Raw genomic sequence first — 25,316 nt, 5'->3', positions numbered from 1 at the left:
TCGTGGATGCGTGGCGTCCCTGTGCTCACTGCGGAGGCGTTCGTCATGGCCAACCCCCTTTCCACCCTGGGTATCGTGCATACCGCCATCAGCCTGGTGCCCCTTGTCGCGGGCATCTGGGCGCTCTATCAGGCAGGGCGCATCGACCCCCGCAGTCGTGTCGGCAGGTGGTATGTCTACGGGATGATTCTCGGCGTGCTGACGGCATTCGGACTCTCCAGTACCGGCGGCTTCAACGCGGGGCACGCCATCGGCATCCTCTGCCTGGTCGCCATTGCGGTGGGTAGCTACGCGCAGCGCGTCGGCGCCCTCGGCGGCCTGGGCGAGTACGTGGAAACGGCGGCGATGAGCTTCAGCTTCTTCCTGATGATGATCCCGACGCTCAACGAATCGCTGTCGCGGCTGCCGCCCTCCAACCCCATCGGCCAGGGCCCGGACTCGCCGCCGGTGCAGACTGCCGTGATGATCGCGCTACTGGTGTTCTTCGTTGGCGTGCTCTACCAGTTCTACCGCATCCACCGGCGCCGCATGCCGCCGGCGCGCCCGGCGCACTGAGGGTCTATGCTGGCGGCGTCATCCTTCCGGAGCGCCGCCATGACCGTCCGCCGCATCGTCGCCAACCTCGCCACCGGCAAACCTGCCGAGGTGGCACGCTTCTACCGCGAGTTGTTCGATCTGGAAATCGTGATGGACCATGGCTGGATACTGACGCTCGCCAGCGGCGAGCCGGCCCTGGCGCAGGTCAGCCTGGCCAGCGAAGGCGGCTCCGGCGCACCCGTGCCGGACCTGTCCATCGAAGTGGACAATCTCGATGAGGTCCACCAACGTGCCCTGGCTGCCGGTCACGAGATTCCCTACGCGCTGACCCTCGAACCGTGGGGCGTACGGCGTTTCTTCCTGCGTGACCCGTTAGGGACGCTGCTGAACGTGCTGCAGCACGTCCATTGAAGAGAGGGTTCGCGAGCAAGCTTGCTCTTGCAGGAAGAACACCCAGGCACCTGCAGGAGCGAACTTGCTCGCGAACGGCTTCAGCGATTGAGGAAGCCCAGCAGGTCCTCGTTGACCTGGTCGGCCATGGTCGTGCACATGCCGTGCGGCCCACCCTTGTAGACTTTCAATTCGCCCTTCTGCACCAGTTCCACCGAGCGCCGGCCAGCCGCATCGATGGGCACGATCTGATCGTCATCGCCATGGAGGATCAGCGCCGGCACGTCGATCTTCTTCAGGTCCTCGGTGTAGTCAACCTCGGAAAACTCGTGGATGCACAGGTACTGCCCCAGGTGCCCGCCGGTCATGCCCTGCAGCCAGAAATTGTCGATCACCCCCTGAGACTGCTTCGCGCCGGGCCGGTTGTAGCCGTAGAACGGCACTGCCAGGTCCTTGAAGAATTGCGAGCGGTCCTCCTTCACGCCCTTGCGGATGCCATCGAACACGTCGATCGGCAAGCCACCGGGGTTGGCCGCGGTCTTGAGCATGAGTGGCGGCACCGCGCCGATCAGCACCGCGCCGGACAACCGTTTCGTGCCGTGGCGGCCGATATAGTGCGCCACCTCGCCGCCGCCGGTGGAGTGACCGACCAGGGTTGCGCCCTTGAGGTCCAGTGCATCGATCACCGCCGCCAGGTCATCGGCGTAGGTGTCCATGTCATTGCCGTTGGCCGGCTGGCCCGAACGGCCGTGGCCGCGTCGGTCATGGGCGATGACCCGGTAGCCCTTCTGCACCAGGAACAGCATCTGCGCGTCCCAGGCGTCGGCATTGAGCGGCCAGCCATGGGAGAACACCACCGGCTGACCGCTGCCCCAGTCCTTGTAGAAGATTTCGGTGCCATCTTTCGCTTTCACGATGCTCATTTGGGTCGTTTCCTTCAGGGATTGGTTGAAAAGAAACGCCGCAACTCCGGCGACTGCGAACCGCTCTACGGCGGCCTTGAGCATAGACAGCGCGGTGACGCCGGCAGCAACGGCCGGCGGCTTTCCGACGAGCGTCGGAAGGCTCAGTCGATGCCGGCCTCGAACAGCCTGCCGAGCCAGTCGGAAAACACCCGCAAGCGCCGCGACATCTGCCGCCGCACCGGATACAGCACACTGACCGGCAGCGGCGGCGGCTGCCAATCGCGCAGCACCTCCACCAACTCGCCGCTGGCAAGGCCCTCACGCAGGTGGTAGCGCGGCGCCTGGATCATCCCGAAACCGGCCCGGCAGGCGGCGATGTAGGCATCGGCGTTGTTCACCGTGATCCGGCTGGGCAACCGCTGGGTGCGCAGTTGGCCATCGAAGCGGAACTCCAGGTCGAAGATGCGCCCGCTGGAAGCCGACTGGTAGTTCACCGCGAAGTGCCCTTCGAGCCGCTCCGGGTGCTCGGGCAGCCCGAACTCTTGCGCGTAGGCGCGCCCCACGCAGGTGAGTTGCTCGAGCTCGGCGACACGCCGGCCGACCAGGCTGGAGTCCGGCAGCTCGCCTGCGCGCAGCACGCAGTCCACACCTTCGCGTACCAGGTCCACTTGGCGGTCGTTCAGGCTCAGCTCCAACTCGATCTGCGGGTAGCGCCGGCAGAACTCCGGCAGCGCCGGGATCACCACCAGCCGCCCCAGCGAACTGGGCAGGTCGACCCGCAGCTTGCCGCGCGGGTTATCGGGGGAGTCGGAGAAGCAGTTCTCCGCTTCCTCCAGATCCTCCAGCAGGCGCACGCAGCGCTCGTAATAGGCCTGCCCGTCGGCGGTGACACTGACCTGCCGGGTGGTGCGGCGCAGCAGTTGCACGCCCAGGTGCGTCTCCAATTGCTGGATCAGCTGGGTCACGCTGGCGCGCGGCAGCTGGAGGCTGTCCGCCGCCTTGCCGAAGGCCCTGAGTTCGACGATCCGGGTGTAGACCTGCATGGCCTGCAAGCGGTCCATAACGCGCTCCGATTATTCATCCATGCCGAATAGTTAAACCGTAATCCGCTGGTTTATCCATGCCAGACAAACAACAAGAATGGTCCTGCCCTTTCCTCACCTGGAGAATCCCGCATGAAAACCCGTCGCCTGGGCCCGCAAGGCCCTATCGTCTCTGCCATCGGCCTCGGTTGCATGGGCATGTCCGACTTCTACACCACCGGCAGCGATGAAGCCGAATCCATCGCCACCCTGCACCGCGCGCTGGAACTGGGCGTCACGCTGCTCGACACTGCCGACATCTATGGCCCGCACACCAACGAGGAGTTGCTAGGCCGCGCCCTGAAGGGCAAGCGCGAGCAGGTCTTCCTTGCCACCAAGTTCGGCATCGTGCGCACCCCGGACCAGCCGCAGGTACGCGGCGCCAACGGCAGCCCGGAGTACATCCGCCAGGCCGTGGAAGGCAGCCTGAAGCGCCTGGGCACCGACCACATCGACCTCTACTACCAGCACCGCGTCGACCCGAAGGTACCCATCGAGGAAACCGTCGGTGCCATGGCCGAGCTGGTGAAGGCCGGCAAGGTGCGCTTCCTCGGCCTCAGCGAAGCCTCGGCAGAAACCCTGGAGCGCGCGCACCGGGTCCACCCGATCACCGCGCTGCAGAGCGAGTACTCGCTGTGGACCCGCGACCCGGAGGAGAACGGCGTGCTGGCCGCCTGTGCGCGCCTGGGAGTCGGCTTCGTGCCCTACAGCCCCCTGGGCCGGGGCTTCCTCACCGGCGCGCTGAAGAGCCCGGATGATTTCGCCGAAGACGACTATCGCCGCTCCAGCCCACGCTTCACGGGGGAGAACTTCGCGAAGAACCTGCGATTGGTGGACAAGGTCGCCGAGTTGGCCGCCGCTCGGGGCGTGAAACCCTCGCAACTGGCACTGGCCTGGGTGCTGGCCCAGGGCGAGCATCTCGTGCCCATCCCCGGCACCAAGCAGCGCAAGTACCTGGAAGAGAACGTCGCCGCCGTGGATCTCGCGCTGACCCAGGCTGAACTGCTCGAACTGGACGCGATCTTCCCGGCCGGCGCCGCCGCCGGCGGGCGCTACAGCGAACAGGTGATGGCGCTGATCCAGTAAAAGCTCTGCACCGGGGCTCCGGTGGGCGCTCGCAGCGGTTATGCTGGCAGTGTCCACCGGAGGCTCCATGCGATTCGTTCCCGCCGCACTGCTCGTACTTTCCTTCCTTCCCTTTGCCGCGCACGCGGATGAAGAGTGCCAGGTAACGGCCGTCTTCAGCGGCGACCAGTTGACCTGCCAGCGCGCGGACGGCAACGACACCACCATTCACCTGCGCGGTGTCGCGGCCCCGGAACTGGAACAGCCCTTTGGCCAGCGCTCTCGCGCAGCCCTGGTGCAACTCGCGCTGGGCAAAAGCGCCACCCTCAAGCACGCCGAGCAGCTACCCGACGGCAGCCTGCGCGCGGCGGTGTGGGTCACCCCGGCGGAGTGCCCGAACTGCGGTCATACCCTGGATATCGGCCGCGCCCAGTTGAGCATTGGCCTCGCCCGCTGGAGGCAGAGCGATGCGCAGACGCCCGAGGAAGTCGGCCAGTACCAGTTCGAAGAGCACGAAGCCAAGGCGCGCCGAATCAACCTCTGGCGCAAGCCCTGAGGTCAGTCAATTGCTGACATAGTGCTGCAGGATGCGCCGGTCCTCGCCCTCTTCCACCAGCGTCTTGAGCGTCTGCGCGTAGCGACGGACGAAGTCCTGGTCCTGGGTGCGCTTGCTGAACGCAACCTCCGCCGACTCCGCTGATACCACCACGCCCGTGGGCTCGATGCGCCTCGCCAGGCCCAACTGCTGCAGCTCGTACTGGCCGCTGTGCTCGTCGGCGATGATGCCGTCGATGCGCCCCTTGTCGACCATGTGCCAGAGGTTGCTGCGGCTTGGGTTGAAGAATACCCGCGCGGCATAGTCCGGATCGGCCATCAGTTGGCGGAAGGGTTCGCCGTAGGACACATCGATCTGCGCGCCGAGACGGAAGTCGCTGCCGGCCAGGTCGGAAAGCTGGTGCAGGCTGTCACGCTGGGGCAGGCCGCGCCGGACGAAGAGGATGTTGCGCGACGGCGGCAATACTGCACCGGAGAACCACGCGTAGGCCTCGCGCTCGGGTTTGCGGAAGGCGCCGGGCAGTACGTCGAGGCGGCCCAGTTCCAGCTCCTTCAGCGCCCGCGCCCAGGGCAGCTTGACCATGCGCACCTGGCAACCCAGGCGTTCCAGCACGGCGCGGTTCAGCTCTACGTAGAGGCCACCGACGCTGCCGTCAGGCAACTGCATGCTGAACGGCGGGTCGTCATCCCAGCGCAGTGACTTTTCGCAGGCAGCCAGCGGCACGCTGGCCAGCGCCAGGCCCAGCAGGACCAGGCGCTTGAAGCGCACACGCAGGAGCAACGGCAGGCGAACGGCTCGCGACGGCAATATCTCGACTCACAGCGGGAGAAGACGGACACCTCAGTGTATTGAACCCGATGCCCGCGTGACCAGCGGTGATCGGCTTCGCACGTTGGTCCCGTTTCGCTCACTGCCAGCCGTAGCGCCGGGCGAACCAGCCCTTCACCGCCTGGGTCAGCGCCATGTAGCCCAGCAGGATGGCCGCCAGCCAAGGCCAGTAACCCAGCGGCAGCGCCTCCATGCGGAAGGAGTGCGCCAGCGGCCCCATGGGCAGGAAGATTGCCACCGCGACGATCACCAGGGTCATGCCCAGCAGTGGCCAGGCGGCTCGGCTCTGCAGGAAGGGAATGCGCCGGGTGCGGATCATGTGCACCACCAGCAGTTGCGAGATCAGCCCCTCGACGAACCAGCCGGACTGGAACAGCGTCTGGTGCGCGGGTGAGTTCGCACCGAACACATGCCAGAGCACAAGGAAGGTGGCGATGTCGAAGATCGAGCTGATCGGCCCGAAGAACACCATGAAACGCCCCAGCCCATCCGGGTTCCATTGCTGCGGTTTGCGCAGCAGCTCGTCGTCGACATGGTCGAAGGGAATGGCGATCTGCGACAGGTCGTAGAGCAGGTTCTGCACCAGCAGCTGCAGCGGCAACATCGGCAGGAAGGGAATGAAGGCACTGGCCACCAGCACGCTGAACACGTTGCCGAAGTTGGAGCTGGCGGTCATGCGGATGTACTTGAGCATGTTGGCGAAGGTGCGGCGGCCTTCGATAACGCCCTCCTCCAGGACCATCAGGCTCTTCTCCAGGAGGATCAGGTCGGCGGCTTCCTTGGCGATGTCCACCGCCGAGTCCACCGAGATGCCAATGTCCGCGGTGCGCAGCGCCGGAGCATCGTTGATGCCGTCGCCGAGGAAGCCGACCACGTGGCCGCGCTCGCGCAGCACGCGCACCAGGCGCTCCTTGTGGCTGGGGGTGAGCTTGGCGAACAGCGTGGTGCGCTCGGCCAGTTCGCCCAGCGCAATATCGTCCAGCTCGTCCAGCTGCGGGCCGAGCAGCACACCCTCGACCACCAGGCCCACGTCGCGGCAGACCTTGAGGCTCACCCGGTCGTTGTCGCCGGTCAGCACCTTCACTGCCACGCCGTTCTGTGCCAGCGCACGCAGCGCCGGAGCGGTGGTTTCCTTGGGCGGATCGAGGAAAGCGATGTAGCCGGCCAGGCACAGCCGGCTCTCGTCCGCCACGCCGTAGGTATCGCGGGTCGGCGGCAACTCGCGAGTGGCGACGGCGACCACCCGCAAGCCCTCCTGGTTGAGTTCATCGGCCACCGCGCGAATGCTGTCCAGGCGGGCGCCGGTCAGCGGCTCGATACCCTCGGCGGTTTCCACCGATTCGCACACCGCCAGCACCTCTTCCAGCGCGCCCTTGCAGATCAGCAGGTGGTTGTCCTCGCGTTCGCTGACCACCACCGACATGCGCCGGCGGGCAAAGTCGAAAGGAATCTCGTCGAGCTTGTGGAAGCGGCTGTCCACCTTGAGCGCATGGCGCAGCTCGACGTGTTCCAGCACGGCGACGTCCAGCAGGTTCTTCAGGCCGGTCTGGTAGTGGCTGTTGAGGAAGGCCAGTTGCAGCACGCGGTCCTGCACCTGGCCGAATGCGTCGGTGTGGCGTTCGAGAACGATGCGGTCCTGGGTCAGGGTACCGGTCTTGTCGGTGCAAAGGATGTCCATGGCGCCGAAGTTCTGGATGGCGTCCAGGCGCTTGACGATCACCTTGCGCCGGCTGAGCACCACCGCGCCCTTGGCCAAGGTCGAGGTGACGATCATCGGAAGCATTTCCGGGGTCAGGCCGACGGCGATGGACAGCGCGAACAGCGCGGCCTCCAGCCAGTCGCCCTTGGTGAAACCGTTGATCAGCAGGACCACCGGCGCCATCACCAGCATGAAGCGGATCAGCAGCCAGCTGACGCGGTTCACCCCGGTCTGGAAGGCGGTCGGCGTCGGATCGCTGGCGATCACCCGCTCGGCGAGGGAACCGAAGTAGGTGCGCGTGCCGGTGCCAATCACCACCGCCAGGGCAGAGCCACTGACCACCGTAGTGCCCATGAAGCACAGGCTGTCGCGCTCCAGCGGATTGCCCTGGCGGGCATCGCGCAGCTGGGCGAACTTCTCCACCGGCAGAGATTCGCCGGTCAGTGCAGCCTGGCCGACAAAGAGGTCCTTGGCACTGAGCAGGCGCACGTCCGCCGGCACCATGTCGCCGGCCGACAGCCACAGCACATCGCCGGGCACCAGTTGACGGATCGGCACCTCCACGCGCAGCGCGGGGCCATCGTCCTCGGCGCTGCGGAATACCGTGGCAGTGTTGCTGACCATCGCCTTGAGCTTTTCGGCGGCCCGGTTGGAGCGCTTCTCCTGGATGAAGCGGAGCAACGTGGAAATAGCCACCATGCTGCCGATCACCACGGCGGCCTCGACGTCCTCGGTGAGCCAGGAGATGGTCGCCAGCACGGTGAGCAGCAGGTTGAAGGGATTGCAGTAGCAGTACCACAGGTGCATCCAGGCACCGATGGGCCGGTCCTGGTCAACTTCGTTCAGCCCGTCGCGCTGGCGGCGTTCCTCTGCCTCGGTTTCGCTGAGGCCCTCGCGCCGGCTTTCCAGGCGCTCCAGAACCGAGGCGGACTCCAGCGCGGACCACTCCAGCAGGGTCGAGGCCAGCGCATTGGGCGCCTGACGCCCGACGGCGGAGCCGCGCAGCAGGTCGCGCGCGGCCAGCCGGCGCAATTGACGGGCCGGGAAGCCCTTGTTGATGAATTCGAGCAGGTGGGTCCTGATGAGGTCCAGGCGCATGATGACTCTCCCCTTGTGCGCCACGTCGTCCGGCGGCGGGAGAAGTCTGTGCTGGCTACCTTAAGGGGCCATGAAGGCCGGCAGGACGCGGGAGAAGACAAGTCGGCAGCAACGCTGCCGACTGCACTCAGAAGTCGCGCTTGTAGAAGATGTCCAGCGAACTGGCCAGGCCGCTGGCGGCCTCCAGGTACACCTTCTTGCTCAGCAGGTAGCGCAGCGCGATGGTGTTTGCCGGCTCGAATACGCCCACGCCATACCGCAGGCTGAGACGGTCGGAGAGCTGGCCGCTGGCGACCACGCTGGTGCTGTTGCCGGTGCCCTCGGTGTCCAACTGGAAGTCCTGGATACCCAGCTTCTGCGCCACCTCGCCGGTCAATGGCGCACTGCCCGCCAGGCCGAGCGCCAGGGCAGCTTCGCCCAGCATGTTGCTGTCTTCACCGCTGGACATCGGCCGCCCCAGCACCAGGTAGGACAGCGCCTGCTGCTGGCTCATGGCGGGCTCGGAGAACACCTCGCTGCGCGGCTGCTCGGCATTGCCGGTCAGGCGCAGGCCGGCAACCACGTCGTCGACCTTGCGGATCGCCTCGACATCGAGGAACGGCTGGTCGATAGGCCCGGCGAACAGCAGCCGCGCACGGCGGATGGTCAGCTTCTGACCGTAGGCGCGGTAGCGGCCGTTGTTCAGGCGCAGCTCGCCGCGGGTGTCCATGTTGTCGCCGATGTGCACCTGGCCGGCCAGTTCGGCATTCAGGCCGAAGCCGCTGAAGGTCAGCTTGTCGCTGCCAACCTTGACGTCGATGTCCATGTTCAGCGCCAGGGCGCTCTTGGGTTCCTGCTTCGCGCCGACGATCACGGTGTCGTCGGAGACCTTGACCGTGGACGGCGGCAACTGGCGAATGGTGATGGCGCCGCGCGGCACCTGCACCGAACCGGAAACCGCGAGCTTCTCACCCGCCATCTGCACGCTGAGGTCCGGTTCCACCTCAAGGTTGGCGTAAGGCTCCACGGTGACCGGCAAACGATTGCCGCGCAGCTTCACGTCGACATCCAGGCCACTTGCCCAGGCGATGCGCCCGGACAGGCTGCCGTTGCCGTTCTCGCCCGCCTTCCAGTCACCACTCAGGTCGACCTGCTCGCCGGCGATCCGCGCGGTGACCTGCAGCTGCTCGAAGCGCGTCGGCAGATCGCCACCGGAGATTTCGCTGTCACTCAGGCGCAGTTCGCCGTCCACCCGGGGCGCCAGCAGGCCGCCGGAAATCTGCCCGCTGCCATTGAGATGGCCTTTCAGGGTTTCCACCATGGGCGCGAACGGCCGGGCCAGGGAGATATCCAGGCCATTGAGGCTGAAGGTGCCGTTGACCGGCTTGTTCTTCGGGCGTGGATCGAGCTGGACCTGGGCCTGCAGGCTGCCGAGCTTGTCGCCCTGGAACTGCAGGTTGGTGTCGATGCGCCGTGGCGTCAGGCGACTTTCCAGCTGCAGGCGCTGGTAGGGGAAGTCGACCCATTCCTCCTGCTCCTTGATGCGCAGGGTGCCGTTATTGGCATTGATCAGGATCGAACCGTTCGGCCCGCTACCAGGCAGGTCGAGCTGCACGTCGCCGTCGAGCTTGCCCTTCCAGGCAAAGTCTTCCGGCAGCCAGCGCGCCAGGCTGTCCAGCGGGAACTCGCGCAGGTGCATGCGCAGGCGCGGGTCAGGCATCAGGCGCTGGTCTTCCATGCACAGGCTGGCCGGGCCGGAGGCCCAGCAATGGGCGCCAAGGTTGATGCGCCCGTTCGCCAGACGCTCCAGGCGCGCCGGCTGCTGCAAGCGCCAATCCTGTCCGCCGCTCTGTATATCGCCTTTCGCGAGGCGTCCGCGCCAGTCCTTGCCGTTCCAGTCTCCGTCCAGGCCGAGGTCGAGCACCACCGGCTTGCCTTGCAGGTTCAGCGCAAGCTGCTGGCGCTTGAGATCGCCGCTGCCGTCCAGCTTGAGCACGCCGAAATCCGTATCGCCGCTGCGCAGGCCCTGGGCCGTCAGGTTGACCCGGCCACGCTGGGCGGCATCCAGGGAGGCGGTCAGGTCCAGCGTGCGCAGGCCCTGGTCGGCGTAGGCGACGCGCTGGCCGTCGAGCTTGAGTTGCCCCTGCGGCGCCTGCAGCGTGCCGGCAAGATCGAGCTGACCGCTGACCTTGCCGAACAATTGCGGCCACAACTGGCCCAGGCGATTCAGCGCGATATCCAGGCGGCCGGACAACCGCTGGTCCAGCGCAGCTTGCCCGCTGATGCGGTTATCGCCCAGTTGCAGCGTCAGTCCATCGACCTTCCACGCCTGACCGGCCGCCACGGCATTTGCCTTGAAAATGGCTGGCTGGCCGCGCAAGCGCCCCTGCAGGTCGAGGTTGGCATCAAGGTTCAACGCCTCGCCCTTGAGCGAGCCCTTGCTGCGCAGCGGCCCGCCGAGGCGACCGGGCATCTCCTCCAGCCAGTAGGCCGGGTCGAGGTCAGACAGGTCGAGGGCCGCATCCCAGGTCACCGCGTCGGCGAAGCCGACCTTCAGGTGTCCTTCGGCCTTGCCCTGACCCGCCACCAGTTTCAGCGACGGCAGGAAGACTTCCGAGAGGTTGCCCGACACCGGGCTGGCCAGGGTGAAGTCGCCGGCAGGCCCCTTGAAGGCGCCATCGAAGTTGCCCAGGTAGGCACCCTCGCTGTAGCTCACTTCGGCCTTGAAGGTATGCACGCTCACCGGCGGCTCGTCGATGGCCGGATACAGGCGGCGCCAGGGGAAGTCGAGCCAGTCGAGCTGAGCGTTGGCAGCGAAGGCATCCTTCCAGTCGAGCCGGCCGGTCAGCGCCACGTGCTGGTCCTTGGCGGCACTCAGGTCCAGCGCGGCGATATCCGCGCCCTGGGCGTCGACACGGCCGCGCAGCGTCAGTACCACCGGGCTTTCCTCGGCAGGCAGCACGGCAGCGCCGGCCAGTTGGTAGCCATCCTTGAGATTGCCGCTGGCGTTCAGGCGCAGTTGGTTAAGCGTCAGGGTATCGGGCAGCGAAGCATCCGCCTTGAAGCCGTCGGCAGTCACCAGTGCGGTGGCCGGCAGGTTCTCCTCCAGCGGTTGCAGGTCACCTTCCAGGGTGCCGTTCAGGTAGCCACTGCTCTGCGCCTGCAACTTCAGGTGGCCCATCAGCTCGCCACTGGCCTGCAGTCGCAGGGTCCAGGGTTGCTCGCCCGGCGCCGGCAGGCCGAGACTGCCCTCGGCTTCAAGCGGCCAGCCCTGCGTGGGTTTCAGCAAGCCCTTGAGCGACAGGTTCAGGCCATCGCGGGCGAGCTTTACCGAATCGATATGCAGGCCTTCACGGTCCCAGTGCGCCGCCAGTTCGGCGTCGCGCAGCTGTTCCTGGCCATCCAGCAGGAAGCGGCCAATACGGATATCGCCCAGCTCCAGCGACAGCGGCAGGCTCAGGTCGGGCAGCTCGATTGGGCCGGAGGACTCGCTCGGCTCGCTTGGCGGCAGGGTCAGCAGCACTTCGTTGGCCACCACCTTGTGCAAGCACAGGGTCATGCGCAGCAGGCAGGCGGGCGACCAGTCGATCTGCGGCTGATCGAGCACCAGATGCGTTGCACCATCGCTCCATTCCAAGCGCTTGGCGCTGAAACCTCCGGCGAGGCGACCGTCGAATCCTTCCACGTTCAGGCCCGGCACCCAGCTCAACACCGCACGGCTGCCGGCTGGAGTGCCGAGCAAGGCAGCCACGGCGATAACCAGCAGCAGAATCAGCCCGAGCAGGCCGCCCAGGCTCCAGCGCAGCGCGCGCATCCAGCCCACGCGACTCACAGCTCAGGCCCCATGGAGAAGTGCAGGCGGATGCCGCCGTCCTCGTCCAGGCCGTCGGCGAGGTCCAGGCGCAACGGGCCGACTGGGGAAATCCAGCGGATGCCGATACCAACGCCAGTCTTGATCGAGGGGAAGTCCAGCGAGTTGAAGGAGTTGCCCTGGTCGACGAAGGCGGCGATGCGCCAGCGCTCGGCGACGGGATACTGGTATTCGACGCTGCCGGCGACCATGTAGCGGCCGCCAATGCGGTCGCCATCGGAGTTCTTCGGCGACAGCGTCTGGTAGTCGTAGCCACGCACGCTCTGGTCGCCACCGGCGAAAAAGCGCAGCGACGGCGGGATCGCGCTGTAGTCATTGGTGGCGATGCCGCCGACCTGGATGCGTCCTAGCAAGCGCTGCCCTCCCCAGAAACTGGTCACGCCCTTGGCCATGGCGTTGATGTGCGCCACGTCGGCGTCCGCCAGCAGACCTTCCTTGGCGCCCTTCACTTCGAACTGCAGACGGTAGCCCTTGCCGGGGTCGATCTTGTTGTCGGCTTCGAGGATCGAGTAACCGATCCCCGGCATCAGGAAGCTGCTCAGACCCGAATCGTCACCCAGCTTGTACTCCTCGCGCTGCCAGTTCAGCGAGACGACCCGCTGCCAGCCGCTGTCGAGCTTGTGGTGCCACTCGCCACCGAGCGTGAGCAGCTTGCTCTCGGTGTCCACCAGGTCTTCGTACTGGTAGCCGCTGGTGAAGCGCAGCTTGTCGGTGAGTGGCGGGTCCAGCGGGATCTCGTACCAGGCGCCGACGTTCTGCCGGGGCGCCGAGACTTCCGCCTCGAAGCCCAGGCTATGGCCCTGCGGGTTGACCCAGTGGCGGGTCCAGGTCGCCCGAGCGCGCGGCCCCACGTCCGTCGAGAAGCCGAGGCCAAGCCCCATGGTGCGCGGCTTGCGCGCTTCCAGGTGAACGTGCACCGGCACCACCTCGCCATCAGCATTGGTCGGTGCAGCGTCGACCCGCACGCCATCGAAATAGCCGCTGGATTGCAGAGCCTGGTTGAGATCGGCAATCTGCTCGGAATCGTAGTCGCTGCCTTCCTTGAACGGCACCATGCGCTGCAGCAGGTCCTCGTCGAAGGGGAAATCGCCGGCGAAGTCGACCTTGCCCAGCCGGTAGCGCGGCCCGCTGGCGTAGACCAGCTCGATATCCGCCACACCCGCCTCGGGGTCGATGCGCAACTGCTGCTGGGTGAACTGCCCGCGGAAGAAACCGAAGCGCGAAGCCTGGTTCTGGATCAGCCGCTTGGCGTCCTCGTAGGCGCCGTGGTTGAGCTGCGCGCCAGGCTTCAGGGAATCCCCGCCGGGAACGCGGAAGCTCTTGAGCTTGGCGGCCGGCCCGTCGACTCGCACCGTCACAGTACGCAGGTGAACGGGCTCGCCTGGCCGCACATTGATCCGCAGCGTGGGCACCTTGTCATCGGTCACCCGGCCACGGATCCGCGCCTGGTAGTAACCCAAAGCCTGGGCGGCCTTCTGCGCCTGCTCCACGGCATTGCGCCGGAATCTTTGCAGGGCCGCCTGATCACGCTCGCCAAGGCTGCCCACATAGGCCTCGATATTGGCCTTGAGCGCAGCGTTGGCAGGGGTGACACGAACGTCGAGATGGGCTTCGACCGCCAGCGCCCTCTGCAAGCAGAAGGCCATTACCAGCAGCAGCCCAAGCAATCCTTGGACAACTCTCATGGCGCGAAATGCTAGCACGGGTTTTCCCCGCGATGCCTCACCCTAGAGCGTAGGAAACGTCTGAGCGACTGACCACCGGCCTATCCCGCAGATGCCTTTGCCGCCTCGCGCCCGGCATTCGGATGGAACAGGACATGCTCGCGGATCGGTCCCAGGGCAACCTCACCGAGTTCCTCGTAGCCGTGGCGCCGATAGAACTCCAGGTACCGTGCGTTGCCCGTATCCAGCACCAGCCCTTGCGAGCCACCATCCTCGGCGCACCAGGTATGCAGCGCGTCGAGAAGCTGTTCGCCCAGGTGCTTGCCCTGGAACTCCGGGTGCACGCCAATCAGCGGCAGGATGTGGTATGGCCCCGGCGGCAGGCAGCCAATCACGGCAGCGTGGTAGTCCAGATAGCGCCGGGTGCAGCCCAGGCCGGTGGTCAGCAGCATGCGCATACGCCAGAACCAGCTTTCCGTGACATCCAGGCGACGTTGTGGCGGAACAACCAGCGCCACGCCCACCAGGCGATCGTCGATCAGCAGGCCGATGGCCGGCAACTCCTCGACAAAATGCTGGTTGACCAGCTCACGGACAGTCGCCCGCACACGCTGATCGAAACCGGCTCGGTCGGACTCGAACAGGTAGGCAAAGGTGGGTTCGTGACGATAGGCGTGATAAAGCAGCGAGCGCACTTCACGGCTGTAGCTACCGTCCAGCAGACGGACTTCGGCGAGGGTATCAGGCATGCGGACGCCTCTTCTTGTGAGTTCTTCTTATGGTTATGAGTCCAGCCACAAAACCCTAGCAGCGCCTCGCCGGGGTCGCCAGGGTCCGTCCACCTGGGCTAGCATCGTGCTTTTGCCAGGGCGCCCAGGATGAAAATCGTCTCTTTCAATATCAACGGTTTGCGCGCACGTCCCCACCAGCTCCAGGCGATCATCGAACGCCACCAGCCGGACGTGATCGGCCTGCAGGAAACCAAGGTCGCCGACGAACAGTTCCCCCGCGAGGAAATCGAAGCCCTCGGCTACCACGTGCATTACCACGGGCAGAAAGGCCACTACGGCGTGGCCCTGCTCTCTCGCCAGGAGCCGCTGGAACTGCAGCGCGGCTTCCCCAACGACGGCGAGGAATCCCAGCGCCGCTTCATCTGGGGCACCTTCAAGGACGCCCAGGGCCAGTTGATCACCGTGATGAACGGCTACTTCCCGCAGGGCGAGAGCCGTGATCATCCGGTGAAGTTCCCGGCCAAACAGCGCTTCTACGCCGACCTCCAGGACCTGCTGGAAACCCGCTTCCAGCCCGACCAGCAACTGATCGTGATGGGCGACATCAATATCTCGCCGGAAGACTGCGACATCGGTATTGGCGAAGAGAATCGCAAGCGCTGGCTGAAGACCGGCAAGTGCAGCTTCCTGCCGGAAGAACGCGAATGGTTGGCGCGCCTCAAGGGCTGGGGCCTGGTGGACAGCTTCCGCCTGCAGAACCCGAGCGTGGACGACCGATTCAGCTGGTTCGACTATCGCAGTCGCGGCTTCGAGGACACCCCCAAGCGCGGCCTGCGCATCGACGTCATCCTTGCCTCAGAGGCCCTGCGCGGGCGCATTGCCGATACCGGTGTGGACTACGATATCCGCGGTATGGAAAAGCCCTCGGACCATGCGCCGATCTGGCTACAGCTGAAGTGACACCCTGAATGATAAAGCCCGGCCAGTGCCGGGCCTTATCATTCCTGGGCTCGGCTTCGGGCTCAGGCCTCTTCCGCGCCGGCTCCGACAGTCTTGCTGATAGCGCTATAGGTCGTGTTGAAGCGTACGGTTTCGTTGAATCCCTTGACGATGGCGCCAAAGCGCTCCTTGGCATCGAGCAGTTGCTTGAAGCGATCTGACAGTTCCGCGCCCTGGCGTTGCAGCCCCACCTCGCGGTCATCCAGCTCCTGCACCCGAGCGCGCAACTGATTCAGCTGACGGTCGATACTTTGCTGTTCCTGGCTCAGTACCTCGGCGCGTTTGGTCGTCGCACGATCGCGGCTGTCGACTGTTTCCGCAAGCGTCTGCAGCGCGCTGCTGCGCTCCGCGAGTACAGCAGCATTGTGCTCGGCGATACGCTCGATGCCGTGCTTCTCTTCCTGCAACCGCTGCTCCTGCTGGCTCAGGCGTTCCTCACGCTCAACCAACTGACGCTCACGCTCAAGCGCCGCCAGACGACGCTCCTCGAGCGCCTCGCGCATTTTCACGATCTCCAGCTTCTGCTGCGACAAGCCATGGGCCATACCCGCCAGGGAATCGAGCGTGGACTGCACATCGTGCAGGACGCCGTCGGTTTCAAGGGAGGACGATTGACGCACACTCACAGCAGACTCCACGGACGCCTGGGCATTTGCGACTCCGGAGCCAGCGGGTTGGGCTTGGGCATTCATGGTGGAGGATTCCTCGTTGGAAAAGTGGAAGGCCGGCCGATCGGCGGGCGAAACGATCGCTACGTCAGCCACATTGCATTCGGCGTCATACCTATTTGCCGGCATCTGGAGCGAATCGAGCAGAATGGCGCCAGCTTCGGCTTCATCGACCACCGAGCAGGCAGACGCTTCGTCGGCAGTGATCGCCAAGGGCTCGATTGAACCGGCGCAACCGGGCTCCACAGGGCTCAGCCCCGAGCAGACCGTGGCGAGATCGTCGAGATCCCGCTCCAGGTTTTCGAAAGCCTTCACAGAACGAGGATCAGCGGGCTCCCCAGCCCCAGTCGGAGCGTTGACATGGATCGGGATATACCCCACCGAAACAGCGGGGCGAACCAGGCCTTCAATGGGGGCTGGTTGAGGAGTCAGGAGCCCGGACAGATCCTCCTCGATAGCTGGGGAAAGAAATGCGGTTTCCAGCGCAGACGGCTGAGTGTCGGTCATGACAGACAAGCCCTCTTCCTGATCTCCTTCGTACCGCTTCGCATCTGAAGTCATGAAACGTCCTACCCTGAGGGTAGTCAGCCTCACCGTCCCGGCAGCTCGCTCGACTCTTCGAACAAGGCCAGGAACCTGGTGGTGATGCCGCTTCGAAAGCAGCGGCAATCGGGCCAACTGGATGAGCCGATGGGCTGTCCTGCTCTACGTTGATAGCGTGAGATCAGGACAGGTTGCGGGAAGGATTCTCACAGCCCAACGTCGACGTGGATGTCAGTTAATTCCTGCATAGACGAAGGAAAACTATGCAAGGCCGCCGAATCATTCGACGCATTCCTACGACAATGCGACCACCGGACTCAGGAAGCGGCAGATAGCTCGAGCGAAGCAATGCGTTTAGAGCAGGCCGATCTGCTCGCTTATGCTGAATAGCTCCTCCAGGGTCGTGGCCGACAGTTTCCGCATCAGTTGTCTCCTGTGCTGGCCAATGCTCGCCCCTGACAATGCCAGGACATCCGCCAGTGCCGCGACAGAGCGCCCCCTGCGCAAGCCATAGAGAACAGCCACCAGGTGGGTGGGAAGAGCCAGCGCGGACTCCAGTCTGGGATCACGGTCCAGCGGCAGATGCCCGTGCTCGGGAAATATCTTCCCGCCCGCAAGAACGGCGTCGACAGCTCGGCCGATCAGGGTCGGACGGTCGTCCATCAGCAGAAATCCCGAAACGCCGATGCGAATCGCCCGTTGAATATTCAGGGGCGAACCCAGGCTGGAGCAGACCAGCACCGGTGTAGTGGGCTTGAGTCGACCATCTCGCCGGAGCATGGTGACCAGTTCCATGCCATGAATGTCCGGCAACTCCAGAGTTACCACCAGGAGGTCGCAGTTACTGATATCCAGGCCAATCAAGGCTTGACGTGCAAACTTGAAATGCACATCACACTGATGACCGTGATCCAGCAGAAACCGGCGAAGCGCGATGAAGTCACGCCGCAACGGTTCGATGAGAACTACGCGGGCCATGTTCCTCCTTGCAGCGAAGGCCCTACGGGCTGGGTACGACGTGGCGTATCGACAGAAGATGCCGTCGCAGTCGTTCCCGCAGAATGTCATTGAATGGCTGGGGCACCGGAACTCGTGGCTGTCAAATACGCGTAAACGGACCAATCCCGGTCTCGGCAACGCCCTATGCGACAGCGCACCCACTGCAACAGCATCTCAGCCGGTGGGGCTTCCGCCCCACCGGCCGGACAGGTCACTCGGTAACCGTCTTGGAAATGGCAGACAAGGTGCTGTTGAACTGCACCGTCTCGTTGAAGCTCTTGACGATGGTGCTGAATTTATCCTTGGCGCTCTGCAACTGCTTGAGCCTAACCGCCAGTTCATCGGTCTTGCGCTTGAGTGCGCTTTCACGCTCATCCAACTCGCTCGCACGGCCACGCAGGCTGGCCGACTGCTCATCAATGCGCTGTTGCTCCAGTTGGATGGACTCGGCACGCTTGAGAGTAGTCTTGTCGCGCATATCGACTGTCTGGGCCAATTCCTTGAGTGCTTCGCTGCGCTCAGCCAGCAGGCGATTGTTTTCGGCAGCCATGCGATCCAGATTGGTCTTGGCCTCCTTGAGGTGGTTCTCCAGTTGCTGCAGACGCTCTTCCTTGTCAGCCGCGAGGCGTTCGCGCTCCTGCAACTGGTTGTTCCAGTGCTCCAGCTCTTCCTGCAAGCGGCCGGCGGCCTGCTTCTGCTGGGTCAGCCCCTGGGCCATGCCAGCGAGGGAGTTGAGGGTACTCTGGACGTCGGACAGGACATCTTCCGGATCGGCCTCGAGCTGAGGCACATTCAGCACAGCCGACACCTCCTGCAATTCCACCGAGGTTACTGGGGCAGCCGTTTCCTGCACATCTGCCTCAGCCATCTCATTGTGCACATGGGTCATTTCAGTTTCCTTATGGATAAATATCCCCTGAAGCACCGCCGCCTCAAGGTAGTTGTCAGCCAATGGCTTGGCCTCGACTGCGGGAGCCGCAAGAGACACGGTTGACTGGGTGTATCTCGCCGTCGCGACATCAATCGAACCAATGCCCACAAATTCCGACCTTTCGCCGATGCGGCCTCGCGGCTGGCTGTAGATCTGGTCGTGAGTGGGGTCGGAAACCGCCAGCGTTGCCAGCGCGTCCTCAAGGCTTGCGATGATCGGCTCCAGAGCCACCTCGGCATGAGCAGTGCTGGAATCGGAAACGCCGGGCTCCGCCATCAAGTGTTCGGACTGGCTTCCCGAGGCCAGGGCCTCCTGGAAAATTGAGGTTTCTACCGGCACGTCTCGTTCCGGTTCGAAAAGCTCGGCAGACTCCGCCGCCACCTGCACGGCAGGAGCAGCTTCCTCCTGCGGCTCCAGGTCCACGGCAAGGATGCTGGTCGCCACCTCCGGTTCGAGTGATGCGATTGGTTCCACCACATGGATCAACAGCGGTTCGACATCCATCGCCCCCTCGTGCAGGGAAGCCTGGACATCATCCGGTTCAGGGGACTTTTCCATCTGCTCGACTCTGTGCTCGACGAATTCCTGCTGTTCGAGCTCATTCGGAATATCGGCACTGATCGCCTCAACGACCGGAATCTCGGAAGGCTCGCTCAAATCCTGCAAAGGCAGCAAAAGCTCGAGATGCTCGTCGTCAATCTGCTCAGCAAGATCGACACCCACCGACACCTCTGTCGGCTGGCATTCGAGAGAAGGCTCGTACACTGCGCTCCCTTCGTGGGCAGCGGTTTCGGATTGCTGAGTCCTGACCGGCTCCAGAGTGCCCGGGGCATCTGGCTCGGCCTGCTCGACCGAAGCGAGTAGTACGGTCTCAACAGAAGGGACGCTGGCCGCTTTTTCGGTGTCCTGCCAGACCGGCGTTGCGGTTGGTTCAGACGTCGACGCGACAGGCTCTGCTTCGGTGGACTCGTGTACCGCGGTAATAGCAGGCTGGCGCTCGGTGGCGGCCTCCTGTTCCGGCAGGAGCGGCTTGGGCGGTTCGATTGCTGTCGACTCATCGTCAACGACCTGTTTCGACGCGTCAGCCGCAATGCTCTCGATGCTCTCCACCTCAGTGGAAGCAACCGAATCAGCAAGCTCGATTCCAATTGTTGATTGCATCGAAACCGGCTCTGAGACTGGTGCGGAGTCATCGTCGGCAGCAGACGGCAACTCCGCAGCTTGCAATCCGCCCGTCACGGTGCCTTCGGAACCCTGCGGCGCGACCGGCTCTGCAGCAGTGCCTTCGGCTTGTTGTGCGGGCTCGGCCTCTCCGACCTTTTCACCCTGCTGCACCGTGCTATTCGTGGGATCCAGGAAGTCCGCATCCAGAACTTCTGACGGCACGGCATCCATCGAGGCGCCGCTGAGAATCGCGTCTGCGTCACTGGGCAGGCCATCGAGCAGTTCCTGATCACCGGCGGAACCAGACAGGTCCTCGCTGCCATCAACGGCGGCCCGTTCCTGCTCTCTCTTCAATCGCGACAACCGGGCGAACTGTGCGAAATCCGGAATCATCTCCGAACTCCACTCAAAGGCCAGGTCTGCCAACGCCGAACCGGCCTGCGGCGTCTCTACTGGCGGCGGAGCCTGCTTCGCGACCTCGCTCTGACGGCTACCTGCAGGTTCGGCCTTGCGCCGCTTCAATACCCCGGCCCTTGCCAGCAGGTTCAACCATGACTGCATTTGTTGGGTCGACAGCCTGATGCCCTTGAAGGTCAATTCCCGCGGATACATCACACTCAATGTCCGCCGGCGCCACGGGCGCCCCCAGTGATTGGCGGAAGCGCTGTGTACAGCCAGGGAAATCAGCTTTACAGGATGCTCGGGGCCAACCGGCGTTGGTGCACTACTGGACTGAGTCATGATTCATTTCCGGCGGGGATGTTAAAACCGCGCAAGTTTCGCTTGGCCGGAAAACTGGCGTTATCAGGCAATCCTGATGAGCCGGAAGAATTTTCCCATCACCCGTTCATTGGATCTGCGTTGTTTCCGTCTCGCGACGGCAGGCCATCAACTGCGGGGTAAATCGTGCGACGGTTTCGGAGTGAGGCTGCCTGGCGAGTTCCCGCGCACAGCACCAACCAGGTCGAGTACCGTCGTCAGGACAAACAACGGGGCGACCAGCCACAGCGTCGAAGACGCGCTTTCCAACATCGATTCAGGTGCCACCAGCAAAGTTGCAGCCATCAGCGCCACCAGCAGGATGAGGACCAGCTTCATCAGAAGCGACGAAAAATCGAGAATCTCGTCCATTTTGTTCTCCGGCATGCCCGTACTGAGGGAGCTGTATAGCCCTGCCGGCACGGAGCCGAAATCGGAAACATCCGACAACCCACCAGTCATATCCGAAGGCAGCGACAAACGCTCTGCGCCGCAGCGAAGCGTCATATCGATGCAATGATTCCGACTTAATCTGCCGCGCCAACGATGCCTCAAATGGAAGTTGACCCATGCAGTACAAGTCGAGCCCCAGCGACGCCCAACCCTGGCCCGTGACCATCGCCTGGCTCACCATCGCCTTCATCTGCTACGCATTCCCCTGGTCGGCATTCGCCGCCCTGCCCTCGTCCCAGGGCGGAGAGCCGGTGCTGCGCATCCAGGGTTCCAACACCATCGGCGCACACCTGCTGCCGGAGCTGGTGAAAGGCCTGCTGGCCAGCGAGGGCTACAGCGACGTCACTGCCAAGCCGGGCAAGGCGGAGAACGAACAGCGAATCATCGGTCGCACCCAGGACGGCAAGGAGGCCATCGTCGACCTGGCCGCCCACGGCTCCAGCACTGGCTTCGTCGCCCTGAAGGACAACAGTGCCGAGCTGGCAGCCGCCTCGCGCCCGATCAAGGACGCCGAAGTCGCAGGCCTCTCGGCATCGGGCAACCTGCGCAGCGCCAAGGCCGAACAGGTGATCGGCATCGATGGCCTGGCGATCATCGTCAACGCAGCCAACCCACTGGATGAACTGACCACCGATACGCTGGCGAAGATCTTTTCCGGCGAGGTGAAAACCTGGGAAGAGATTGGCGGGCGCGGCGGTGCCATTCGCCTGTATTCGCGCGACGACAACTCCGGCACCTTCGATACCTTCAAGGAGCTTGTCCTGGCGAGTCACGGCAAGACACTGGCCAGTGGTGTCCAGCGCTTCGAGTCCAGCGACCAGTTGTCCGCCGAAGTGAGCAAGGACCCGCAGGGCATTGGCTTCGTCGGCCTGTCGTCCGTCCAACATGCCAAGGCGCTGCGCATTGCCGACGGCGACTCCCAGGCCATGCCGCCATCGACCACACTGATCGCCACCGAGGACTACCCACTGTCGCGCCGTCTGTTCCTCTACATGAAGCCCGAAGAGCCGAACCGCTGGGCCCGCGCCCTGCTGCAGTTCGCCCAGGGTGACAAGGGCCAGGCCCTGGTCAGCACCAGCGGCTTCGTCGGCCAGCGTGTACAGGCAGTGAAGATGGCACCGCGTGCCAGCATGCCGGAGAACTATCAGGCCCTGGCGCGAGACGCCGAGCGCCTGTCGGTGAACTTCCGTTTCCGCGAAGGCAGCGCAACCCTGGACAACAAGGCACAGCGCGATATCGACCGTCTGCTCGCCTACCTTCAGCAGGCCGGCAAGATGAACAAGCAGGCGGTGCTGGTCGGCTTCGGCGATCCCAAGCAGGACCCGGCGCGCGCCGAACTGCTTTCCAAGCTGCGCGCCATGGCCGTGCGCCGCGAACTGGCCAAGGAAGGCGTGATGTTCCGCGAGATCAGCGGGATGGGTGATGCCCTTCCGGTGGCAGCCAACAGCGATAACGACGGCCGGGTGAAGAATCGCCGCGTCGAAGTCTGGGTCTACTGACCCCTCTGGCGCTCAACTTCTAGACTGTTTGAAGGAAGCTGATCGCCTGGTCTGGAAATGCTGTAGGAACTTGTTACGTTCCTTCGCTTGTCTCTGCCGGGCGCTCTGCTATTTTCCCGCCAGTGACGCCGGGCCCCTCTGACGGTTGCCAACCGCCATGTCGGAGTCACTTTTCGACAACGACACTAAGGGAGGGGCCAAATGACAGCTCTGCACGCCTTTTTGACCGAACCATTCCTCGGAACCGCCACCTGGTTCTGGCTGGCCTTCCTGGCCATCGTGATTCTTCTCCTCGTACTCGACCTGGGCGTCCTGCAACGCGATCACCATGAGATCGGCGTGCGCGAGAGCCTGATGCTTTCCGCCGGCTACTTCGCCTGCGGCCTGGCCTTCGGTGGCTGGGTCTGGTACGAGTTCGGTGCCACCAGCGCGGTGGAGTACTACACCGGTTTCCTCGTCGAACAGTCGCTATCGATGGACAACGTGTTCGTCATGGCGATGATCTTCGGCTTCTTCGGCATCCCTCGCCGTTACCAGCACCAGGTCCTGTTCTGGGGCATCCTTGGCGCCGTCGTCATGCGTGCGCTGATGATCGGCCTGGGTGCCGCGCTGGTGAAAGAGTTCGAGTGGATCATGTATGTGTTCGGCGCCTTCCTGCTGTTCAGCGGCGTGAAGATGCTGTTCGCCAAGCATGACGCCGAACCGGACCTGGCCAACAACCCGGTGCTGAAGTTCCTGCGCAAGCGCATCCGCATGACCGACACCCTTCACGAGCACCACTTCTTCGTGAAGATGCCAGACGCCTCGGGCAAGCTGGTGCGCTACGCCACGCCGCTGTTCCTGGCGCTGATCCTGATCGAACTGGCCGATCTGGTGTTCGCCGTCGACAGCGTGCCGGCGATCTTCGCCATCACCCAGGACCCGTTCATCGTCTACACCTCGAACATCTTCGCCATCCTCGGCCTGCGCGCCCTGTACTTCTCGCTGGCGGCGATGATCCATCGCTTCGTGTACCTCAAGTACGCCCTGGCGCTGGTCCTGGTGTTCATCGGCACGAAGATTTTCCTGCATGGATTCATCGGCAAGGTTCCCGCCGCCCTGTCCCTTGGCGTAACCTTCGGCCTTTTGGCGGGTGGCATACTGCTATCCTTGCTCAAGACGCGCCGGACCAGCGAGGAACCGCTGGAAATCGTCAGCCAGGAGAGGATCCATGCAAGCGCTGGAGGTGAGGATCGAAGCCGTTGAGTTTCGCGGCCGGGCCTATTGGCAGGTCCGTCTCGGTCGTCGCGCGCTGCGCTTTCCCCACGAGGCCGCTGCGCGGGCCTTCGCCGCCCAGTTGCACACGCGGCGGGAATGGTTGATCGAGCAGCGAGCGAAGACCGACGGGCCAGACCCCTCTCCCCTGCAATGAATGAACAAGGCCAGCGCAAGCTGGCCTTGTGCTTTGTGAGTCGGGCCCGACCGGCGCCTGAAAGCGCGGACTTTCTCCGCGACAGGTTTCCGGCAGCTCGGAGCCGGCTTGATGCACATCGCGGACGGAGTCCGCTCCTATGAAAAGCGCCCTGACCCACCAATGAAAAGGCCCGCATCAGCGGGCCTTTTCATTGGGACTAACGATCAGTGGCTACTACGCAGCGCGTCACGCGGCACGTACTTGCCGATCTCGTACTTGCCGATGGCCGCACGGTGCACCTCGTCCGGGCCGTCGGCCAGGCGCAGGGTGCGCTGCATGGCGTACCAGTAGGCCAGGGGGAAGTCGTTGGAGACGCCGGCGCCACCGTGCATCTGGATGGCGCGGTCGATCACCTGCAGGGCGACGTTGGGCGCGACGACCTTGATCTGGGCAATCTCGCTCTGGGCGAACTTGTTGCCGGCCTTGTCCATCATGTATGCGGCATTGAGAGTCAGCAGGCGCGCCTGGTTGATCTCGATGCGCGAGTTGGCGATATGGTCGATGTTGCCACCCAGGCGTGCCAGCGGCTTGCCGAAGGCGGTGCGACTGACGGAGCGCTTGCACATCAGTTCCAGCGCGCGCTCGGCCATGCCGATGGAGCGCATGCAGTGGTGGATGCGGCCTGGGCCGAGGCGACCCTGGGCGATCTCGAAGCCGCGACCTTCGCCGAGCAGGACGTTCTCGTAGGGCACGCGGACGTTCTCGAACAGCACTTCGGCGTGGCCGTGCGGAGCGTCGTCGTAGCCGAATACCGGCAGCGGACGGAGGATCTTCACGCCGGGGGCGTCAGTGGGCACCAGGATCATCGAGTGCTGCTGGTGACGCGGCGCGTCCGGATTGGTCAGGCCCATGAAGATCATGATCTTGCAGCGCGGGTCACAGGCGCCGGAGGTCCACCACTTGCGGCCGTTGATGACCCACTCGTCGCCATCGCGCACGGCGTTGGCCTGCATGTTGGTGGCGTCGGAAGAAGCCACACCCGGCTCGGTCATGGCGAAGGCCGAGCGGATCTCGCCACGCAGCAGCGGCTCCAGCCAGGTGCGCTTGTGCTCTTCGGAGCCGTAGCGCACCAGCACTTCCATGTTGCCGGTGTCGGGAGCTGCACAGTTGAACGGTTCGGAGCCGATCAGCGAGCGCCCCATGATCTCGGCCAGCGGTGCGTATTCCATGTTGGTCAGGCCAGCGCCCAGCTCGGACTCGGGCAGGAACAGGTTCCACAGGCCTTCGGCTTTCGCCTTGGCCTTGAGGTCTTCCATGATTTGCGTGGGCTGCCAGCGGTCACCCTGGGCCACTTGCTCCTCGAACACCTTTTCGGCGGGATAGACGTTGGCTTCCATGAACGCGGTGAGGCGCTCACGCAGATCCTGAACCTTGGCGGAATAAGCGAAATCCATGGGGGCTAACCTTCTGGCGGCGGTTGTTTGTGTGGAGTGATGCTAGAAC

Annotated in this window: 20 protein-coding genes; 8 read left to right on the top strand and 12 right to left on the bottom strand. The window is 64.2% G+C overall.

What is annotated here, in order from left to right; genetic code table 11:
- Positions 1–45: 45 nt before the first annotated feature.
- On the top strand, positions 46–555 hold the full coding sequence (locus tag RS899_RS08265; protein ID WP_065348198.1) for a hypothetical protein: 510 nt from the start codon (positions 46–48) through the stop codon (positions 553–555).
- Positions 556–594: 39 nt separating this feature from the next.
- Positions 595–948, top strand: coding sequence for a VOC family protein (locus RS899_RS08260; RefSeq protein ID WP_315809594.1), 354 nt, complete (start codon positions 595–597; stop codon positions 946–948).
- A gap of 80 nt (positions 949–1,028) precedes the next feature.
- Here RS899_RS08260 and RS899_RS08255 read toward each other — a convergent pair whose 3' ends face one another.
- On the bottom strand, positions 1,029–1,850 hold the full coding sequence (locus RS899_RS08255; protein ID WP_054907919.1) for an alpha/beta fold hydrolase: 822 nt from the start codon (positions 1,848–1,850) through the stop codon (positions 1,029–1,031).
- A gap of 143 nt (positions 1,851–1,993) precedes the next feature.
- A complete protein-coding gene (locus tag RS899_RS08250; protein WP_315809593.1) occupies positions 1,994–2,893 on the bottom strand; it encodes a LysR family transcriptional regulator in 900 nt (299 codons plus the stop codon).
- A 114-nt stretch (positions 2,894–3,007) separates the two neighbouring features.
- Here RS899_RS08250 and RS899_RS08245 point away from each other — a divergent pair, with 114 nt between their 5' ends.
- Complete coding sequence (locus RS899_RS08245) at positions 3,008–4,000, top strand: aldo/keto reductase (RefSeq protein WP_315809592.1); 993 nt, start codon at positions 3,008–3,010, stop codon at positions 3,998–4,000.
- A gap of 67 nt (positions 4,001–4,067) precedes the next feature.
- The gene (locus RS899_RS08240) at positions 4,068–4,535 is read left to right on the top strand and encodes a thermonuclease family protein (RefSeq protein WP_315809591.1); all 468 of its coding nucleotides are present in this window, start codon (positions 4,068–4,070) and stop codon (positions 4,533–4,535) included.
- A 6-nt stretch (positions 4,536–4,541) separates the two neighbouring features.
- Here RS899_RS08240 and RS899_RS08235 read toward each other — a convergent pair whose 3' ends face one another.
- From RS899_RS08235 to RS899_RS08215, 5 genes are all read right to left on the bottom strand, one after another.
- Positions 4,542–5,342, bottom strand: a complete 801-nt coding sequence (locus RS899_RS08235; RefSeq protein ID WP_233298880.1) for a substrate-binding periplasmic protein — start codon at positions 5,340–5,342, stop codon at positions 4,542–4,544.
- Positions 5,343–5,442: 100 nt separating this feature from the next.
- Positions 5,443–8,160 (bottom strand): magnesium-translocating P-type ATPase, encoded by a 2,718-nt coding sequence (mgtA, locus tag RS899_RS08230; RefSeq protein ID WP_315809590.1) that lies wholly within the window; start codon positions 8,158–8,160, stop codon positions 5,443–5,445.
- 127 nt (positions 8,161–8,287) lie between these two features.
- Positions 8,288–11,953 carry a translocation/assembly module TamB domain-containing protein gene (locus RS899_RS08225; protein ID WP_315810413.1) on the bottom strand — a complete coding sequence of 1,222 codons (3,666 nt, stop codon included), beginning with the start codon at positions 11,951–11,953 and terminating at the stop codon, positions 8,288–8,290.
- Between the two features lie 14 nt (positions 11,954–11,967).
- Positions 11,968–13,695 carry an autotransporter assembly complex protein TamA gene (locus RS899_RS08220; protein WP_054907914.1) on the bottom strand — a complete coding sequence of 576 codons (1,728 nt, stop codon included), beginning with the start codon at positions 13,693–13,695 and terminating at the stop codon, positions 11,968–11,970.
- Between the two features lie 80 nt (positions 13,696–13,775).
- Positions 13,776–14,423 carry a GNAT family N-acetyltransferase gene (locus RS899_RS08215; RefSeq protein ID WP_054907913.1) on the bottom strand — a complete coding sequence of 216 codons (648 nt, stop codon included), beginning with the start codon at positions 14,421–14,423 and terminating at the stop codon, positions 13,776–13,778.
- A gap of 129 nt (positions 14,424–14,552) precedes the next feature.
- Here RS899_RS08215 and xthA point away from each other — a divergent pair, with 129 nt between their 5' ends.
- Entirely contained in the window at positions 14,553–15,365 is an 813-nt protein-coding gene (gene xthA / locus RS899_RS08210; RefSeq protein WP_054907912.1) for an exodeoxyribonuclease III, read from the top strand.
- 62 nt (positions 15,366–15,427) lie between these two features.
- Here the strand turns inward: xthA and RS899_RS08205 are convergent, their stop codons facing one another.
- The 4 genes from RS899_RS08205 to RS899_RS08190 all read right to left on the bottom strand — a co-directional run bounded on the left by RS899_RS08205 (position 15,428) and on the right by RS899_RS08190 (position 20,840).
- Entirely contained in the window at positions 15,428–16,633 is a 1,206-nt protein-coding gene (locus tag RS899_RS08205) for a hypothetical protein (protein ID WP_315809589.1), read from the bottom strand.
- Between the two features lie 336 nt (positions 16,634–16,969).
- Entirely contained in the window at positions 16,970–17,593 is a 624-nt protein-coding gene (locus RS899_RS08200) for a response regulator transcription factor (RefSeq protein WP_054907910.1), read from the bottom strand.
- A gap of 232 nt (positions 17,594–17,825) precedes the next feature.
- Positions 17,826–20,450, bottom strand: a complete 2,625-nt coding sequence (locus tag RS899_RS08195; RefSeq protein WP_315809588.1) for a hypothetical protein — start codon at positions 20,448–20,450, stop codon at positions 17,826–17,828.
- 147 nt (positions 20,451–20,597) lie between these two features.
- Positions 20,598–20,840 (bottom strand): hypothetical protein, encoded by a 243-nt coding sequence (locus tag RS899_RS08190; RefSeq protein WP_315809587.1) that lies wholly within the window; start codon positions 20,838–20,840, stop codon positions 20,598–20,600.
- Positions 20,841–21,037: 197 nt separating this feature from the next.
- Between RS899_RS08190 and RS899_RS08185 the strand changes: the two genes are divergently transcribed.
- From RS899_RS08185 to RS899_RS08175, 3 genes are all read left to right on the top strand, one after another.
- The gene (locus RS899_RS08185; RefSeq protein WP_315809586.1) at positions 21,038–22,420 is read left to right on the top strand and encodes a phosphate ABC transporter substrate-binding/OmpA family protein; all 1,383 of its coding nucleotides are present in this window, start codon (positions 21,038–21,040) and stop codon (positions 22,418–22,420) included.
- Between the two features lie 201 nt (positions 22,421–22,621).
- Positions 22,622–23,665 carry a TerC family protein gene (locus tag RS899_RS08180; protein ID WP_315809585.1) on the top strand — a complete coding sequence of 348 codons (1,044 nt, stop codon included), beginning with the start codon at positions 22,622–22,624 and terminating at the stop codon, positions 23,663–23,665.
- Positions 23,631–23,831 (top strand): hypothetical protein, encoded by a 201-nt coding sequence (locus tag RS899_RS08175; RefSeq protein WP_233298886.1) that lies wholly within the window; start codon positions 23,631–23,633, stop codon positions 23,829–23,831. Before RS899_RS08180 ends, RS899_RS08175 begins: the two co-directional genes overlap by 35 nt.
- A 206-nt stretch (positions 23,832–24,037) precedes the next feature.
- On the opposite strand, the gene RS899_RS08170 is transcribed toward RS899_RS08175, so the two are convergent.
- Complete coding sequence (locus tag RS899_RS08170) at positions 24,038–25,267, bottom strand: acyl-CoA dehydrogenase (protein WP_054907905.1); 1,230 nt, start codon at positions 25,265–25,267, stop codon at positions 24,038–24,040.
- Positions 25,268–25,316: the final 49 nt, after the last annotated feature.

The organism is Pseudomonas sp. C9-3 (genome assembly GCF_032392015.1).
GTDB classification, from domain to species: Bacteria; Pseudomonadota; Gammaproteobacteria; order Pseudomonadales; family Pseudomonadaceae; genus Pseudomonas; species Pseudomonas nitroreducens.
The sequence above is the reverse complement of the archived record's forward strand: the minus strand, read 5'-3'. Positions and strand labels throughout refer to the sequence as shown.

What these genes read in the sequence shown, in the direction of transcription:
- RS899_RS08265 (WP_065348198.1), top strand. Translation starts at nt 46, where the DNA reads ATGGCCAACCCCCTTTCCACCCTGGGTATCGTGCATACCGCCATCAGC.
- RS899_RS08260 (WP_315809594.1), top strand. Translation starts at nt 595, where the DNA reads ATGACCGTCCGCCGCATCGTCGCCAACCTCGCCACCGGCAAACCTGCC.
- RS899_RS08255 (WP_054907919.1), bottom strand. Translation starts at nt 1,850, where the DNA reads ATGAGCATCGTGAAAGCGAAAGATGGCACCGAAATCTTCTACAAGGAC.
- RS899_RS08250 (WP_315809593.1), bottom strand. Translation starts at nt 2,893, where the DNA reads ATGGACCGCTTGCAGGCCATGCAGGTCTACACCCGGATCGTCGAACTC.
- RS899_RS08245 (WP_315809592.1), top strand. Translation starts at nt 3,008, where the DNA reads ATGAAAACCCGTCGCCTGGGCCCGCAAGGCCCTATCGTCTCTGCCATC.
- RS899_RS08240 (WP_315809591.1), top strand. Translation starts at nt 4,068, where the DNA reads ATGCGATTCGTTCCCGCCGCACTGCTCGTACTTTCCTTCCTTCCCTTT.
- mgtA (WP_315809590.1), bottom strand. Translation starts at nt 8,160, where the DNA reads ATGCGCCTGGACCTCATCAGGACCCACCTGCTCGAATTCATCAACAAG.
- RS899_RS08225 (WP_315810413.1), bottom strand. Translation starts at nt 11,953, where the DNA reads ATGCGCGCGCTGCGCTGGAGCCTGGGCGGCCTGCTCGGGCTGATTCTG.
- RS899_RS08220 (WP_054907914.1), bottom strand. Translation starts at nt 13,695, where the DNA reads ATGAGAGTTGTCCAAGGATTGCTTGGGCTGCTGCTGGTAATGGCCTTC.
- RS899_RS08215 (WP_054907913.1), bottom strand. Translation starts at nt 14,423, where the DNA reads ATGCCTGATACCCTCGCCGAAGTCCGTCTGCTGGACGGTAGCTACAGC.
- xthA (WP_054907912.1), top strand. Translation starts at nt 14,553, where the DNA reads ATGAAAATCGTCTCTTTCAATATCAACGGTTTGCGCGCACGTCCCCAC.
- RS899_RS08205 (WP_315809589.1), bottom strand. Translation starts at nt 16,633, where the DNA reads ATGACTTCAGATGCGAAGCGGTACGAAGGAGATCAGGAAGAGGGCTTG.
- RS899_RS08200 (WP_054907910.1), bottom strand. Translation starts at nt 17,593, where the DNA reads ATGGCCCGCGTAGTTCTCATCGAACCGTTGCGGCGTGACTTCATCGCG.
- RS899_RS08195 (WP_315809588.1), bottom strand. Translation starts at nt 20,450, where the DNA reads ATGACTCAGTCCAGTAGTGCACCAACGCCGGTTGGCCCCGAGCATCCT.
- RS899_RS08190 (WP_315809587.1), bottom strand. Translation starts at nt 20,840, where the DNA reads ATGGACGAGATTCTCGATTTTTCGTCGCTTCTGATGAAGCTGGTCCTC.
- RS899_RS08185 (WP_315809586.1), top strand. Translation starts at nt 21,038, where the DNA reads ATGCAGTACAAGTCGAGCCCCAGCGACGCCCAACCCTGGCCCGTGACC.
- RS899_RS08180 (WP_315809585.1), top strand. Translation starts at nt 22,622, where the DNA reads ATGACAGCTCTGCACGCCTTTTTGACCGAACCATTCCTCGGAACCGCC.
- RS899_RS08175 (WP_233298886.1), top strand. Translation starts at nt 23,631, where the DNA reads ATGCAAGCGCTGGAGGTGAGGATCGAAGCCGTTGAGTTTCGCGGCCGG.
- RS899_RS08170 (WP_054907905.1), bottom strand. Translation starts at nt 25,267, where the DNA reads ATGGATTTCGCTTATTCCGCCAAGGTTCAGGATCTGCGTGAGCGCCTC.